Origin of the sequence: Psychromonas algicola (assembly GCF_004378355.1) — a bacterium.
Taxonomy (GTDB): Bacteria; Pseudomonadota; Gammaproteobacteria; order Enterobacterales; family Psychromonadaceae; genus Psychromonas.
In genome coordinates, this window is the sequence record NZ_SNUB01000019.1 from 47466 (window position 1) to 64065 (window position 16600).

A 16600-nucleotide genomic window follows, 5' to 3' on the forward strand; every position below is an offset into this window, starting at 1 on the left:
ACGGAATCGGTAATAACTTGATGATTAATCGTTGTTTAAAAGTACTCTTTTTTGGCCTCTTGGTTAAGCCAACCGTGTTACTGGCTTTGGGGCTCAATGTTTTTTTTAGAGAGAAGCTTCCCAAGCAAGGACCAGCTTTAGTACTTGCCAATCATAATAGTCATTTGGATACTATGGTATTAATGAGCTTATATCCTTTAAGCCAAATCCATAAAGTGAGACCCGTTGCCGCAGCAGATTACTTTTTAAAAAATAAACTCATTGCTTGGTTTTCTCTCAGTATTATTGGCATTATTCCATTACAACGTGGGCGTATACGTGATAAAGATGCGTTATTTGAAGAATGTCATGCTGCCTTAGATAATGGCGATATTTTAGTGTTATTTCCTGAAGGATCGCGTGGCAACCCAGAAGAATTAAGTACCTTAAAACGTGGTGTACATCATCTCATTCAAGATCGTCCTAATTTAAATGTCATACCTGTGATGATGCATGGTTTAGGGCGCGCGTTACCTAAAGGCGAAGCCTTATTAGTCCCTTTTAACTGTGATGTTGTGATTGGCGATAACATTCCCTATGACGATAACAGTAAAGCCTATATCAACAGCATTTCACTTTCATTGAACACCTTGCTCGAACTTTGTATGACTCGCCAAACAGTTGTTGATGATGAATATTAAGACTTCATAAACTCTCGCTCTATTTTCTGTAAAAATATTACCCGCCTTAAAACTAAACCGAACCCGTTTATAAGCTGTCAATCTAAATGCACTCCATAGTAACTGATCATGTCAGTTACTGATTACAAACAAAGAATGATTCAAGTTATCCCATCGTGTTATTTCTAAATACAAATGACTCTTAATTGTAAATGCTTATTTACAGTTTATTTGTTATGTTATAACATAACCTGAAATTAAACAGAGTCTACTTGGATTTTTCATGAATCAGCATATCAATAAAAATGCGCAGAGCTGCCCACCAACAAAAAAAGTTAATCCATCTTTATTATTAACTAGCGTGAGTCATCGCTTAGTGGGTGCCTTAGCCATTATTATTTGTTTATGGCTTGTACTAGGACAAATATTGTAATGATGCATACCACAATCAATATTGCCGATCTCACCGTTTATTACAGAGATTCATTAGCGTTAGATCGTGTATCTGCATCTATTCAAAAGGGCGAATTACTGGCTGTGATTGGCCCCAATGGTGCAGGGAAATCAACCTTGATCAAAAGCATCATGCAGCAATTAAAGCCGTCTTGTGGTTGTGTTGAACTAGCGGGTGTGAATCCTAAATCAATCGCCTACTTACCTCAAAGTCATCAAATAGATCGTAAATTTCCTATTTCGGTACGTGAATTTGTTTCTGCTGGCGCGTGGAAGCGCACAGGATTTTGGCGTCAATTTTGTTGCCTAGAAGAAAGAGATTTAGAACAAGCGTTAGAAAAAGTAAATCTGAAAGGATTTGAAGAAAGGCAAATTAATACCTTGTCAGGTGGGCAGTTCCAGCGTGTTTTATTCGCTCGTATGTTAATGCAAGATGCTGACATCTTATTATTAGACGAACCCTTTAATGCCATTGATGCTCAAACCACAGAAGAGTTAATGGAAGTGATTAATCATTGCCAACAAGCGGGTAAAACAGTGATTGCCGTGGTGCATGATTTGCTCTTAGTGCAGCGTTTTTTCCCCAATACCATGTTACTGGCGACTCAATTGATCGCTCACGGTAAAACTGAAACGGTTATGACAGTAGAAAACCTTGCCAAAGCTGGATATCAATATTGGAATCAGGCCGTGAGCAATAATCAAAACCATGAAAATAAACACGCCGATGTGACACCTAATGTAGCTGACTCATTGAATGCGCTTAATGTGTATCCCATTGCGGATGCACATATGACTCGCATGGAAAAAGTCAGTGAAGTAAGCATCAAAGAAGTCAGAGTGAGAACAACTTATGATAGCTGATTTGCATAGTTTATTTATCGAACCCTTTAGTGATTTTGCCTTTATGCAGCGTGCATTATGGGGTTGTTTTGTTCTTAGTCTCAGCGCAACGCCAATTGGTGTTTTCTTAACTTTAAGAAAAATGAGCCTAACCGGTGATGCCATGTCACATGCTATTTTACCGGGCGCAGCCATTGGGTTTTTAATCTCTGGTGTTTCAGTCATTGCGATGACCATTGGTGGTGTTATTGCAGGTTGTATTGTTGCTATTTTAGCAGGCGTAGTTGCGCGTCATTCTAATGCGGAAGAAGACTCCAGTTTAGCTACTTTCTACTTATTATCGTTAGCTTCAGGTGTGCTTATTATTTCTTTAAAAGGCAGCAATATTGATTTGTTACACGTGCTATTTGGTTCAACCTTAGCATTAAATAACGAAGCATTAATTCTGTTAACTAGCATTGCAACCGTTACCTTATTAACCCTATCCGTTTTATATCGACCTTTAGTATTTGAATGTGTTGATCCTGCTTTTTTCCGTAGCATAAGCAAACTCAGTGCCGTTGCGCATTATGGATTTTTATTGCTGGTTGTATTGAATCTTGTCGCTGGCTTTCATGCATTAGGCACGTTAATGGCTGTCGGGTTAATGCTCATTCCTGCTGCGATTGCACGATTTTGGACCGTTAAATTAGGCAGAATGTTAGTTATCGCTTTCATGACTTCCGTTGTCAGTTGTTATCTCGGGCTTTTCATCTCATTCCATGTCAGTTATGCAACCAGTCCAGCGATCATTTTAGTGATGGGTTGTATTTATATTGTGTCGCTTTTCTTCGGTCAACATAGCGGACTCTTTATTAAAAAATGCACAACCAATAGAACACCTAACCATCAACAAACACCTTAAAATAAACCATTAAAAAAGGACATCAAAACATGTCGTTCAATCTATCTAAACCTTTACTGCTCGTTTCATTATTGCTATTGAACTTAGGGGGCAACACCCATGCACTTGCAGATGACAAAGTGCGTGTTGTGACCAGCTTTTCTATCTTAGAAGACCTAGTGTCGGAAGTCGGTGGCGCACACGTTGCTGTGACGACCTTAGTAAAAGCCAATGGCGATGCACACGTATATAACCCAACACCACAAGATGCCAAAGCTGTTTTAAAATCAAAATTATTGGTAATGAACGGACTTTCATTCGAAGGTTGGATGCCTCGTTTACTAGAATCATCAAACTTTAAAGGTGAAACTGTCATTGCGTCTACAGGTATCGAGGCGATGAAAACAGAAGAGCATCACGATGAAGATGGTCATGAAGAACATCATGATGAAGATGGTCACAAAGAACATGATAAAGATGAGCACGATGAACATCACCATGGTGAGTTTGACCCACATGCATGGCATAGTATTAGTAACGTGAAAGTTTACGTAGAAAATATTGAAAAAGGGCTAAGTAAAGTTGATCCTAAAAACAGCAAAGCTTACCAAGCCAATGCGCGTGCTTACATTCAAAAGCTTAAAATGCTAGAAACAAACTTACACGCTCAAATAAGCAAAATTCCAGTATCACAACGTAAAGTATTAACAGCACATGACGCTTTCTCTTATTTAGCGCATGACTTTAATATTGAATTCATTGCGCCTCAAGGAGTGAGCACAGAGTCAGAAGCAAGCGCTGCTGATATTGCAACTATCATTAAACAAATCCGTAAAAAACACGTAAATGCTGTGTTTATGGAAAACATTGCCGACAACCGCATCGTAGAGCAAATCAGCCGTGAAACTAATTCTAAAATTGGTGGAAAACTATATGGTGATGCATTATCTGGTAAAAATGAACCAGCTTCGACTTACTTAAAAATGATGGAATATAACTTAGAAACCATTATCAAAGGTTTATCTCGATAAGCTTAAATCTGACTCAGGGAGATTGATTCCTGAGTCATTTTTCATCCCGCCAACTCTGTTCCTAATTTAATTACCCATTAACTTCGCAATAATATACTTCAATCATTTCCCCATTTTGAACCTTCAATGATAACGGGTATAGTAATCATCCAACATATTGAATATTGAGGTTAAGATGTGGCAAGAGCGTAGAAGTAACAACCAAAAAGCCGAAGCAAAACCCTTTAATACATCAAACAGTGACAGCGAAGCACAGCGCGATAGGGCACGTATTTTACATTCAGCTTCCTTTCGCCGCTTGCAATCAAAAACACAAGTATTAGGCATTGGCGAAAGTGACTTCTATCGAACACGTCTTACCCATTCACTGGAAGTGGCTCAAATTGGCTCTGGCATTTGTGAAAAACTACGAGAAAACTATGCCGTAAATCAGAGGGATAGTCAGGCCGACAAACCAACATATCTAGAATGGATCCCAAGCTTATGCCAAATTGAAGCAATTTGTTTAGCGCATGATATTGGCCACCCACCATTTGGTCACGGCGGCGAAGTGGCACTCAACTATTACATGAAAGAGCATGGCGGTTTTGAAGGCAACGGACAAACGCTGCGCATCGTCACCAAGTTAGGCGAATACAAACCTAACTTCGGAATCGATGTCACCAGAAGAACCGCATTAGGTTTATTAAAATATCCCGTGTTACATAAAGAAGTCGCAAATTACGCAGTCACCACAACGCCTGCCTCTAAAATCAACATCGACGCAATGAAACCACCTAAATGTATTTTAGATGACGAAGAAGCGGTATTAGAGTGGATCTTAGAAGGCTTACCAACCTCAGATAAACAACAACTACGTTCAATTGGCGCTAATGGCAAATCACAATTCAAAGGCTTTGATACTTCCATTATGGAATTGGCCGATGATATCTCCTACGGCGTTCACGATCTTGAAGATGCACTGGCATTAAAACTGGTCACAGAAAGACAATGGACAGAAGAAGTCAGTGCAAAAGCAAGCTCTAACTCATGGTTTACAGAGCAAGAAACCTTCTTTAAAGAAAAGCTATTCTCTGAATACAGCACCGATCGCAAACATGCTATCAGTAAATTAATCGCTTACTTTATTCCTAAAATTAGTATCGAAACATTAGATAACTTCGAAACGCCATTATTGAAATACCAAGCCGTAATGGAACCACAAGCCTTAGCCTTATTAACGCTATTAAAGAAATTCGTTTTCAAAAACGTCATCGAACGCCCAGAACTACAAACCTTGGAATACAAAGGTCAGCAAATGATCTTAAGTTTATTCGAAGTGTTAGAAGCCAATCCAAAGCGTTTATTACCGACCTTAACCTACGAACTTTACCAAAGCGCAGACAACAAAAAACGCATCATCTGCGATTACATTTCAGGCATGACAGACAGCTACGCCACCAAGCTTTACCATAAACTATTTAGCCCAGATATTGGTTCTATCTTTGATAGGATGTGATGATAGGCATGTTTAATATTGTCAAATTTATATGGGAATATTATTAGAATTGAACCCTTTTCTCGATTTGTTATTTAATAGAAAGTAATTGAAAATTAGATCTTTAGCATTTGAATTTTTAAATAAAATGTTAATATTAAATTATCAAATTAATATACGCATATATTAATGAGTTCAAATTCTATAAGGTAATTATGCCAACAACGTCAGCTAATTTTTATAATCAAAATGCACAACACCTTGCTGATTCCTATTTATCTAAAACTTTTGAACAGATACATAAGTCGTGGTTTTCTTATTTACCTCCTATCTTAAACACTCCTAATGCTCGAATATTAGATTTAGGCGCTGGTGCCGGCCGAGATAGTAAATATCTTGCTGAGCAGGGAGCTAAGAATCATGTTTCTGTTACTGCGATTGAACCGGCTTCTACACTTGCTGAAATTGGTAAAAATCAAACACAAGGGCTAAATGTTAATTGGTTACAAGACTCTCTCCCTGATTTAAAAGTAGTAACGAAACAAGAAGTCAGTTTTGATTTGATCTTATTGAGTGCAGTGTGGATGCATATTCCAGATTCTCAACGAGAACGTTCTTTGCGCAAGCTTGCCAATTTATTAAAACCTGGCGGTAAATTAGTGATTTCCTTACGCCACGGTGAAAGTGGCGATGAACGAAAAATGTTTGATGTTTGTACTGAACAGCTTACTAGCTTAAGTCAAAAATTGGGGCTAACGACTTTATTAGTCACAGATAAGAGTCCTGACATGATCGGCAGGGAGTCTGTCAAATGGCAAACTGTGGTTTTACAACTGCCTGATGATGGAAGTGGAGCCTTTCCATTCATTCGCCACGTCGCTTTAAACGATGGTAAATCAGGAACACACAAATTAGCATTGATGCGTGTGTTATTACGCATTGCGGACGGGCATTCAGGTGCCGTCATTCGACGCGAAGATAATCGTGTCATTTTACCTGTTGGCTTAGTGGCGCTGTATTGGGCGCATCAATACAAAGGTTTAATCGATAAACATCAAGTCTTTCAAACACCTAATAAAAATATAAATATGGGATTTATGAAAGCCGATGGTTGGCACAAATTAACGGAACGACAAGCTTCTGATTATCAAATTGGTAATTTATTTATTGGTGAAGATGCTAAAGCTATGCACAGAGTTATTTCTCATTCGGTAAATAATATTGCAGAAATGCCAGCTCAAAGGATCACTTTTAGTAACAGTAAAAAAACAGTTTTCGAAATTAATAAAAAGACAGTGAAAGCCAAAGATAGTTTATTTCTAGATTTACAGACTCTTGAACAATGGGGTGAATTTTCATTACCTGAACATCTATGGATAGCCTTTACACGTTACGCTTGTTGGATAGAGCCTATACTTATCTCCGAATGGGTTAAAACGATGGCAAGCTATCAAGGTAATCTGCAATATCAACTTCCTGAGCAGCAACATCATCTAGCCAGTGCATTGAATTGGTTGGAGCCTCAAAGAAACACTACAGAAGTGCGCAAGCGTTTTGACTTCCTCAAAGTAGATAAAGGAAATCAACATAATTGTGTATGGACAGATAAAAGTTTGAAACAACAATACGCCATCGATCATTGCATGCCATTTTCTCGTTGGCCTAATAATGATTTATGGAACTTATTACCTAGTGATGTAAAAGCTAATGGTGAAAAAAGTGATCGTTTACCGACTGAGCTTAAAATGAAAAATGCAAAACAGCGTATTACTGATTGGTGGCAAGATGCATGGTTGGATAATAATACGGACAAAAGGCAATCAGATAGCGATGATTTCCAAAAGGTAAACAATAGCCAACGTTTCTTTGCGGAAGCAAATATTGCATTACCGGGCTTAGAAGCGAATAACAACTCTATTGATGATCTTTTTGAAGCCTTGCTATTACAGAGAGGGCGATTGAAAGAGATGCAACAGTTGAGAGAGTGGTAAAAACAAATACATATTCAATATCTCAAGTGCTTACCTGAAACGATTCAATATGGAGTAGATAATTAATTTTATTTAACCAAAATATTACTTAACGACCTTATGTCGATCATAAGCATTTCGTTATTCAAGTTCTCGTAATTATGAAAGATAAGTGGTGCTGATTGTGATTTGTAAATCGTGTTAGTTGGTAAGTCTGCATTCCCACGCGGAGCTACAAAGCCTAGTTTTAGCGTAAACTATTCAACCATAGATTGAGGGGAGCTTCGATAAGATATGATAGTTTAAAAGCTTATTAAATGGCGTTATTGAAAAACGCGAACGTCATGATTTTATAGATCTAATTTACTGTGATAATTGTCAAATTAATATATATTGCATTGATGATTTAAGTTAAGAAAGAACGTAACACTAATTTTATTTCGTGAAGCCTCTAATTTATTAGATGATCTTGCATGGATAATAATCCCTAAATAATTAATTGATAATAAAAATAGCAGAATAGAAAAATGGATTTTAATAGAGATCATGCATTAAAAGTGTTGTCGTTTTGGCAACAAGCTGAGTTTTTTAATACATTGGATTTAAAAAACTTACTCCCGGGAGCAGATGACGGTGTATTACAATTCACAACAGAAGAATTAAAAGATAAGCCAACATGTTTACCTTGGTTTGACCGTCAACGTATACGTGCTGCGGGTAAGGATTATTACCCAAATCAACAGTTTGCTTACACATTATATTTAGGCATATTTAATCGTAGCGAGTTTGCTGAACAAACAAAAACATTTTTTACTGAAGAAGGCCACGATGAAGACTGGCTCCAGCGGCGTCAAGACGAGGGCATAACCTGTTGTGCAAAAATTAAATTAAATGCTCAAGCCGAATTACAGCCTGAAAGTTTGGAAATGTCTACCGCGCCATGGGCGTTAGGTAAGTTGCTGCAAGGCCAAGTAGATAAATTAAATAAAGACGATTTTGATGCAGACGTTGATAAGTTTAGAGACCGCCTGCACCAGATTAATGTGGCGGCAAGTAATATAAAAACAGAAAAACAAATCAGCTCAGCTTTCACCTGCTTTGAGTTGTTTGAAATATTAAAATTACTATCCAGCTGGGCTTATTTTAAACCTAATGAAATCCGCTTTGGGGTTATTGTACAATTAAATCGTCAATACAAAGAACAGTCACCAGCTACTGAATTAATGCTACCTGAGCACGCGATTGAATCCTTTAAACGGCTCCCATTATTAATAAAAAATGCGCAATTAATTGAACGTGATACACCTGAAAAATTAGATGTAGTAGAAACAACTGACAAGGTGAATGAAGATCCCCAAAACTTAGATGAAAGTTCTGATGTACCTATATTAAATAGCTTTTACATTGATGATATCGCTATGGCATTTAACGCGATTAAAAAAAATAAACTTTTAACAGCATCGCCACTGACTCAATTTTTAGCAACTAAAGTCACTCACGCTACCGACTTGTTTACTAAAGACGGTGAGCAAATTATTGCTAATAAATTGCGGGTAAAGAATACACCATTAGGTCGCTGGCCGGATGATAAATCACATACCATGAGTTTAATGCAACAGTTTTCGATTAATACACTAGAGGAGCATGTTGCAGCTGGTGGCTTGTATTCGGTTAATGGTCCTCCTGGTACTGGTAAAACCACTATGCTACGGGATATTATCGCTGCTAATGTGGTTAAACGAGCAAGTGTATTATCCAAGTTAAAAAATATAGAAGCGTCTTTTTTATTAGATACAGGCATTAAAGTTGGTGATGAAATGGTTATTATTAAACCATTGATCCCCGAACTATGTGGTTATGAAATGGTAGTGGTGTCGAGCAATAACACTGCGGTTGAGAATATTACTAAAGAGTTGCCACAAAACAAAGCATTGGGCGAGGACTTTAGCGAGTTAAATTACTTAAAAACCGTCGCTCAAAAAGTAGCTGCTAATGTCATTGAAAAGAAAAAACAAAAGTACATGAGTGCCTTGCCCGAACAAGATGATTGTTGGGGATTTATTGCCGCAGCCTTAGGTAATTCTGGTAATAGGAGGCGATTTAATTCTAAAGTGTTTTTTGATAAAGCAATTAACATGACTTGTGATGACGTCTCTAAGAATTATCAAACCTTAGTTGAGGCAATAAAGTTCTGTGCTAATGGCTGTGATGTAGTGCTTGAATTCAAAAAAGCACAAGAGAAGTTTAAACAAGCAGAAAAAGACGTTAATCAGGCATTGAATGATATAGCTCGTCTTGAACGTTTATCTGAGTTAAAGCGTAAGTTAACTAAATTGCATATAGAAATGTTGACTAGAGAGTCAATTTATCAACGAACGTTAAAATATTTGTTAGTGCTAGAGCATAAATACTTGCCTTGGTGGCATTATCGTATTTTTAAAAGATGCAAACAAAAGACTGTGATTAAAGAGTATCGAAAATTAGTTGCTAGGAAGCATAGCGATTTCTCCTTAAGTCAAAGTGAGTATAATTTATTTTTAGTAGAAGTTACTCAAGAAGTTGAAGCTTGTGCGGTTATCAATGAAACACATCATGATGTTACTTTTTATGATGAAAATGCTGAAATAGATAGTGCGGTCGTACAACGTAAAGCTTTTGGTCATAGTCAGCATTTGAATTTAGTTAGGTCGACATTGACTGCAAGTGCATTTGAATTACATCAAGCTTGGTTAGTTGCGAGTTATAATAGTGGTTTTGACAAAAACATTAATAAATTTTCTGAATTATTGAAAGCTAATATAGCGTCACCTGAAGATGCTAAAATAATGTGGCAATCATTCTTTATGATTTGTCCTGTTGTGTCTTCTGCTTTTGCTTCTGTTGCTAATCAATTTTCTAAATTAGGCCAAGGTGATATTGGCTGGTTGTTTATTGACGAGTCTGGACAAGCAACACCGCAGCAAGCGGTAGGGGCTTTATTTAGAGCTAAGCGTGCAATTGTTGTAGGCGATCCATTGCAAATAGAGCCTGTGTTGACAACTCCCCCAGAAATTATTGAAAATTTAGGTCGGCGTTTGTTACAAGATGATTGGTTAACTTGGTCTCCTACGATTACTTCTGTTCAAGAGCTCGCTGATAGAGTTAACCCATTCGGTACGAATAAAATAGCGCTAGATAAATGGTTAGGAAGTCCGTTAAGGGTACATAGGCGTTGTAGTGATCCTATGTTTTCAATTGCTAATAAGATTGCTTATAACAGTAAGATGTTACATGGCTCTAATGATATCAGAGAAGAAGATGATTTTGTTTGGGGTGCTAGCACTTGGCTTAATATTCAGGGCTCGGAAGAAAATAAGCACTATGTACCAGAGCAAGCAGAGCATGTGTTAGGTATGTTATATCAATATGTTAATAGGCATGGTGAGTTACCAGAGTGTTATATCATTTCTCCGTTTACTAAGGTTAAATTAGGGTTAATAAAGCACCTTAAAAATAATTTTAGTCATAGTGAAATCTCAAATAATTACTTTGAGGATTGGTTAAGTGAACGCGTTGGCACAGTTCATACATTTCAAGGTAAAGAAGAAAAGTTAGTTATATTTGTTTTAGGTGCCTCAGATAGTGCTGGTGCAGCAAGTTGGGCTGCGAGTAAACCTAATTTATTAAATGTAGCGTTAACTCGCGCTAAGAAAAGAGTGTACTTGATTGGTTGTTATGAAATGTGGTCAAGTTTGCCGTATTTCTCAGATGCTTTTTCTCATTTACATGTGAAATAAATTTTAACTTAATCCAGTAATGTATAACAGTAGATATATTAAATAGAGTATCCAAGTACGGTGTCTGAACATAAGTCAGCAAGAGGTAGCGTGAAGTATAAGAACGAGCCTCAATCTAATATTCGTTTTTATAAGAAAACAGAAACCTTTTTGGATTGTTCTAAATCATGTTTCTAGATGTAAATTGGTAACAAAAAGTAAGTAGGCTAATAATGAAAATACATGAACAATACCTTAAAGCTATTGAAGGCTATGATGAGTGGCTCACTGTTTCTGAGTGGGCAGTGAGAGTCGGTGATTTATATCCAGAAATCCTGATCAAAGCCGAAGAAGAAGCCCTGAATCAAAAAAATGATACAACGGGATTAAGAGAAATTGCCGCGCGCATTAGCTCAAGGTTAGCAACGAAAGGTTTTGATAATATTGAAATAGACACTTCTGAGCGACCTAAAAAAGTACGTTATATAACCAATGAAACTAAAACTGAAAATATAGAGCAAGATTTAGAAGATGATATTGCACCATTAAAGCGTAGCGATATCATTAAGCAACATATCGATTCTTTAACAATACATGAGTTATACCGCATTGATGAGTTAGAAACTATTTCGAAGAAATTAAAAGAATATTTTACCCTCGACTTTGAAGTCGATCATGCTCAAGCATTATTGAACCCAGATTCTCCTGGGCAGCACCATCCTGATAATTTACAGCTATTATTAAGAAGCCATAATGGTAAAAAGCATTCGAAGAATTGGGTACGTTTTTCGGTAGACGAACAAATTGATTACATTAACTCAGCGATTAAATTACAAAGTTTAGTTGCTCCAAGAATGGAACTTCAACTTGAATACTCTGTATTAAGTTCATTACTTCAGCGTTTGAAAGGTATCTATTAAATTCTAAATTTAATCTTTCTTTTTAAAAGGCAATAACTGCCTACATTCTTCTTGATAGATGCGCATTTGCGCTTGTTCTCGTTGGCAAAAGTCTTTGATGGCGTCTTTAAAGCCGGGATGTTTTATCCAGTGGTATGAGTAGGTTAATATCGGCTCGAAACCTCTTTGTATTTTATGTTCGCCTTGAGTGCCTGGGGTAAAGCTTTTTAAGTTATTTTGAATGCAAAATTCTATGCCACGATAGTAGCAAAGCTCAAAATGTAAATTGTTAACTTGTTTGGTGCAGCCCCAATAGCGTCCGTATAGTTGTTCATCATCGTAAAAAAATAATGCACAAGCGACATCTTCTTCTTGATCGCTAGCAATCAATAATAAAACGTTGTCACTTAATGTGGCGATGACTTGCTCAAAAAACTTAATAGTTAAGTGTGGTTGGTGGCCTCGTTTTAAATAAGTGAGTTGGTAGGTTAAATAAAAGAAGGCGAGATCTTTAGGCGATATTTGATGTCCTTTTAACTCTCGTACTTCAATGCCTTGTTGGGGAATGGTTAGTCTTTCTTTTCGTGTGTTTCTTCTTTTACGTGATGTGAAAGTATTTAAGTAATCGCCAAAGCTTTTGTAGTCACGATTAAACCAATGGAATTGTACGGTATTACGCTCATAGACGTCTTCTGGTAACGGTGTTTTGATTTGCTCGCAATACAATATATGCCAGCTGCTAAGCTCTTGTTGCTGGCAGTGTGTGATTAACGGTTCAAATAGGGTGCTTATGTGTAATTGTTTAGTGAGTAGTTTGTTACTGCTAACAGGTGTAAAAGGGATAGTGGCAACTAATTTCGGATAATAGGGGATGTCGTAATGTTTAAATGCTTCGGCCCAATCCCAATCGAATACGTATTCACCCCATGAGTGGCTTTTTAAATACATTGGCATGAATGCGATTAGTTCGTCGTTTGCTGATGCAAGTAAGTGATGTGGTTGCCAACCGCTTTCAATACTCGCTGATTGGCTTTTTTCAAGCGCATTAAAGAAATCATAATGAAGAAATGGGCAAGCTGAAGGGTTTAGTGTTTGCCAGTCTTCTGATGTGATTGCGTCGAGAGCATTAATAAATTCAACATTGATTTCGATATTTGGGCTCAATCAAGACCTCTCATTTATAAAAAGGGCGCATTAAAGGCGTTTATAAAAGTGACTATAACAGTTAAATTGTGCGTTGATTATTTAAAATTATATTGTATTTATCTGAGTCTTATTTTTAGTTCTAATTTCAGTGGTTAGGTATGTCGTTGCTTACTCATGTGTTTGAAAAGTTTTCATGCTAGCATTCATTCATTATTTTATTTCAATTAATAATAAGTAGTAAATTTATTTAGGTAACGGAACGCCATGACTTTATCCCTTTTTGACGATGAACCACCTATTGAGCTGATTAATTATGATGGGCAAGTCACTTGCTGGCAGCAGTTGTTGTCTGATCATGAAGCGACAGCGTTGTTTGATGAGTTGCTTAATACTAGTAATTGGCAGCAAGAAGAGATTGAAGTGTATAACAAACGTCATCTACAACCGCGTTTAACGGCTTGGTATGGCGATTATGGAGTAACGGCTGATGGTGGTTATAAAAAACTCTATCAAACCGTACATTTCACGCCGCGATTGTTAGCGTTAAAAAGCAAAATAGAAATGATGACCGGTTATATTTTTAATTGTGTATTGGCTAACTTGTACCGTGATGGTCAAGATTCGGTTGGGTATCATGCTGACAATGAACAGATTTTGGGACTCAATCCTGCTATTGCTTCTTATAGTTTAGGCGCAACACGTCGCTTTTTGTTAAAGCATAACCGTGAACCATTGCAGAAGGTGGCTTGCGAACTTCACCATAACAGCTTGATGTTAATGCACGGTACGTTACAACATCATTGGCAACACAGTCTTGCTAAAACGCAACGAGAAGTTGCCCCGCGCATCAACCTTACTTTTCGGTTTGTTAAACCACTTTAAGCTTAAATTGCTTTAGATAGCGAAGGCTTTAAATGATATTAAAGCCTTTTTAATGTGAAGGTTAAAAGTATTATCAATTAATCACTGTAAGTTAAGCGGCTATTTGATAACACTCTTTCCCTGAGTGTTTTGCTTTACGCTTGAATGATCCTTTTCCTTTTTTTGCTTTCTCAACTCGCAGTTTAAATACTTTACTGGTGACTAATGCACCTAATGCGGAATGGTTGATCGTGCCGCGAGCAATATCTGTCTGTTTTTGTGTTTTAGCTGCTATTTCTGGTTGAGGAAGTGTTGCAGCTTTTACCCCTTTATTTTTTTTCATTTTTCCACTTGTTTATTATCACCCCCAATTTTGGGGCGGAAATAGTTTAGCAGTAAATTGTGTCGTTGGAAGGGGATATTGAAAATATTTTTGATGTTTTATTTGATGTTGTAAAGAAGGTTATTTTTTTATATTTTACTTTTTAAGTGTATGTTTTATTGTTTTCGTCATATATTATTTGTAACTGCAAAATCATTCAAATAATCAGGGGGAAGCCATGGACTCGATACTTATCATCATTGCAATTTCATTAGCCATTGCAAGTGTCATTAATATTGTGCTTACCAAGTTCGCTATTTCACATATCGTTGGTTATATCATTACTGGTACGATAATAAGCAATATTTTTGACTTTAATGGTCACGCAGATCTACATTCACTCGATATTATTGGTGAATTTGGTATTGTATTTTTGATGTTTACCATTGGTTTGGAGATGTCTTTTGCAAAGCTAAAACGACTTAGAAAAATTATCTTTATTAACGGCTTTTTTCAAGTTGTTGTTAGTTCCATTGTTATCTTCTTAATTGCTTTCTATTTAGTTAAATTAGACACAACTTCTGCGATTATTATTGCACTTGCCTTTAGTTTGTCGTCTACCGCTATTGTGGTGACTTACCTTAAAAAATCTAAAGATATTGTGACACCTTATGGTGAAAAATCAGTGGCGATTTTGATCTTCCAAGATTTAGCTGTTATTCCTATTTTATTATTAATTGGTTTCTTAGCTAAAGAAGGGCTTTCAGTCGCGGATGTGTTATTAAAAACATCTATTTATGCAAGCTTAGTGATTGTCTTTATGTTTACTTTAGGCAAAAAAATTATTGGGTGGTTGTTGTATTTTTCAAGCCGGGCAAGAATGGAAGAAATGTTCCTTGGTTCGGTATTAACCATTGTATTAGGTGCTTCTTTAATTGCGCATGAAATGGGGTTCACTTATTCATTAGGTGCTTTTATAGCTGGCATGATCATCGCTGAAAGTAACTTCCATGTAAAAGTAGAGTCAGATATTGCCTCCTACAAAGATTTATTATTAGGTGCGTTTTTCTTTTCTATCGGTACCAAAATTGATGTGATGTATTTTATGATGCATTTGCATATTGTTGCCTTGGTATTGGTTTCAGCTATGTTAGTAAAAGCCTTGGTGGTTTACTTCTTAATAAGACATGAGTCGAATAAAAGTGATTCTATAAAATCAGCGCTGGCGCTTTGTCAGGTAGGAGAGTTCTCTTTTGCTATTTTTGCGTTATCCACTGGCGAAGGATTATTAACTCAGGAGCTTGGCGGTTTCCTTATTTTAGTTACTGTGTTGTCTATGATAATCACACCATTTATGGTTAATAATATCTATAAGATTGCTGCTTTATTTGTTACTGAATTCTTTGAAGCCGATAAAATTACACCGGTTGCTATTGAACAACATACTGTGATTTGTGGCTTCCATACATTAGGAAGAATTGTTGCTAAAGAATTAGAAAAGAAAGGTAAGAAGTTTCTAATTATTTCAGACAACTTGCAACACGTTCAAATTGCTCGTTTAAGAGGTTACGATGCTTACTTTGGCCATCTAGAAAAACAACCCGTTTTAGAATCGTTAAAGGTTGAGCTTTCATCAAGTGTGATTTTAACGTTGAATTCAATTAGAAATATAAAAATCATTTGTGAATCGGTTTTAAAATATCACCCACAAGTTAACTTGGTTGTTAAAATTAACAATTTAGATGAAAAGAATGAATTATCAGATCTTGCCATTAGCTCTTTTGTACATGCGCAACACGAAACAGCTATGTTATTGGTTAAAAATAGTGAGATTGAACATGATGTTAGGATCACAGAGGCTGTGCAGAAATAATTTTATTTTTGTTTTCTTAGAGCATCTCTAATATTTATAGGAAGTCATATTATTTAGATAAGTTTACTCTTTCATTACCATTAAAGTATAGAATTAGCATTAAGTGCACAAAAATACATCAATCAAACTTTAAATAGTAAAGTTTGATTGACAGTAACCAAGAGATATCGCAAACTCGCTTTGCTTTTAAAGCTTCCAAGTAAGCTCGCTTAACTCAGTTGGTAGAGTGCCGCCATGACATGGCGTAGGTCACTGGTTCAAGTCCAGTAGCGAGCACCAAATTCAATAAAAAAGCCCACTTTATGTGTAATGCCTGTCAGTTAAGAACTGATGGGCATTTTTTTACCTTTTCTTTCTGCGTATCTTTTGGGTCTCGCTTTAACCATTCTTGGGTAACTTCTCTCTCGCCGTTCAGGCAAAACAAATGC

Annotated in this window: 13 protein-coding genes and 1 tRNA gene; 12 read left to right on the forward strand and 2 right to left on the reverse strand. The window is 36.7% G+C overall.

Annotated features, from left to right (window positions below; all coding sequences use genetic code 11):
- Positions 1–20 precede the first annotated feature (20 nt).
- The 9 genes from E2R67_RS10620 to E2R67_RS10655 all read left to right on the forward strand — a co-directional run bounded on the left by E2R67_RS10620 (position 21) and on the right by E2R67_RS10655 (position 11991).
- The gene (locus E2R67_RS10620) at positions 21–680 is read left to right on the forward strand and encodes a lysophospholipid acyltransferase family protein (protein WP_134290936.1); all 660 of its coding nucleotides are present in this window, start codon (positions 21–23) and stop codon (positions 678–680) included.
- 262 nt (positions 681–942) lie between these two features.
- The gene (locus E2R67_RS16640) at positions 943–1092 is read left to right on the forward strand and encodes a hypothetical protein (protein WP_166739366.1); all 150 of its coding nucleotides are present in this window, start codon (positions 943–945) and stop codon (positions 1090–1092) included.
- Positions 1092–1976 carry a metal ABC transporter ATP-binding protein gene (locus tag E2R67_RS10625; RefSeq protein WP_243836999.1) on the forward strand — a complete coding sequence of 295 codons (885 nt, stop codon included), beginning with the start codon at positions 1092–1094 and terminating at the stop codon, positions 1974–1976. The genes E2R67_RS16640 and E2R67_RS10625 overlap by 1 nt, the downstream gene beginning before the upstream one ends.
- The gene (locus E2R67_RS10630; RefSeq protein WP_134290938.1) at positions 1966–2859 is read left to right on the forward strand and encodes a metal ABC transporter permease; all 894 of its coding nucleotides are present in this window, start codon (positions 1966–1968) and stop codon (positions 2857–2859) included. Before E2R67_RS10625 ends, E2R67_RS10630 begins: the two co-directional genes overlap by 11 nt.
- A gap of 29 nt (positions 2860–2888) precedes the next feature.
- Positions 2889–3869: a metal ABC transporter substrate-binding protein gene (locus E2R67_RS10635; RefSeq protein ID WP_134290939.1), complete on the forward strand. Its 981-nt coding sequence runs from the start codon at positions 2889–2891 to the stop codon at positions 3867–3869.
- 163 nt (positions 3870–4032) lie between these two features.
- Positions 4033–5367: an anti-phage deoxyguanosine triphosphatase gene (locus tag E2R67_RS10640; RefSeq protein ID WP_445177038.1), complete on the forward strand. Its 1335-nt coding sequence runs from the start codon at positions 4033–4035 to the stop codon at positions 5365–5367.
- Between the two features lie 194 nt (positions 5368–5561).
- On the forward strand, positions 5562–7337 hold the full coding sequence (locus tag E2R67_RS10645; RefSeq protein WP_134290941.1) for a class I SAM-dependent methyltransferase: 1776 nt from the start codon (positions 5562–5564) through the stop codon (positions 7335–7337).
- Between the two features lie 506 nt (positions 7338–7843).
- On the forward strand, positions 7844–11092 hold the full coding sequence (locus E2R67_RS10650) for a DEAD/DEAH box helicase (RefSeq protein ID WP_134290942.1): 3249 nt from the start codon (positions 7844–7846) through the stop codon (positions 11090–11092).
- A gap of 212 nt (positions 11093–11304) precedes the next feature.
- Complete coding sequence (locus tag E2R67_RS10655; RefSeq protein WP_134290943.1) at positions 11305–11991, forward strand: HNH endonuclease signature motif containing protein; 687 nt, start codon at positions 11305–11307, stop codon at positions 11989–11991.
- Positions 11992–12000: 9 nt separating this feature from the next.
- On the opposite strand, the gene E2R67_RS10660 is transcribed toward E2R67_RS10655, so the two are convergent.
- Positions 12001–13134, reverse strand: a complete 1134-nt coding sequence (locus E2R67_RS10660; protein WP_134290944.1) for a GNAT family N-acetyltransferase — start codon at positions 13132–13134, stop codon at positions 12001–12003.
- A 246-nt stretch (positions 13135–13380) separates the two neighbouring features.
- On the opposite strand from E2R67_RS10660, the gene E2R67_RS10665 reads away from it, so the two are divergent.
- Positions 13381–13998, forward strand: a complete 618-nt coding sequence (locus tag E2R67_RS10665) for an alpha-ketoglutarate-dependent dioxygenase AlkB family protein (protein ID WP_134290945.1) — start codon at positions 13381–13383, stop codon at positions 13996–13998.
- A gap of 91 nt (positions 13999–14089) precedes the next feature.
- Here the strand turns inward: E2R67_RS10665 and arfA are convergent, their stop codons facing one another.
- Positions 14090–14320 carry an alternative ribosome rescue factor ArfA gene (arfA, locus tag E2R67_RS10670; protein WP_243837000.1) on the reverse strand — a complete coding sequence of 77 codons (231 nt, stop codon included), beginning with the start codon at positions 14318–14320 and terminating at the stop codon, positions 14090–14092.
- Positions 14321–14537: 217 nt separating this feature from the next.
- Between arfA and E2R67_RS10675 the strand changes: the two genes are divergently transcribed.
- Together E2R67_RS10675 and E2R67_RS10680 are read left to right on the forward strand one after the other, a co-directional pair.
- On the forward strand, positions 14538–16172 hold the full coding sequence (locus tag E2R67_RS10675; protein WP_134290946.1) for a cation:proton antiporter domain-containing protein: 1635 nt from the start codon (positions 14538–14540) through the stop codon (positions 16170–16172).
- A 203-nt stretch (positions 16173–16375) separates the two neighbouring features.
- Positions 16376–16451 (forward strand) — tRNA-Val (locus tag E2R67_RS10680).
- Positions 16452–16600: the final 149 nt, after the last annotated feature.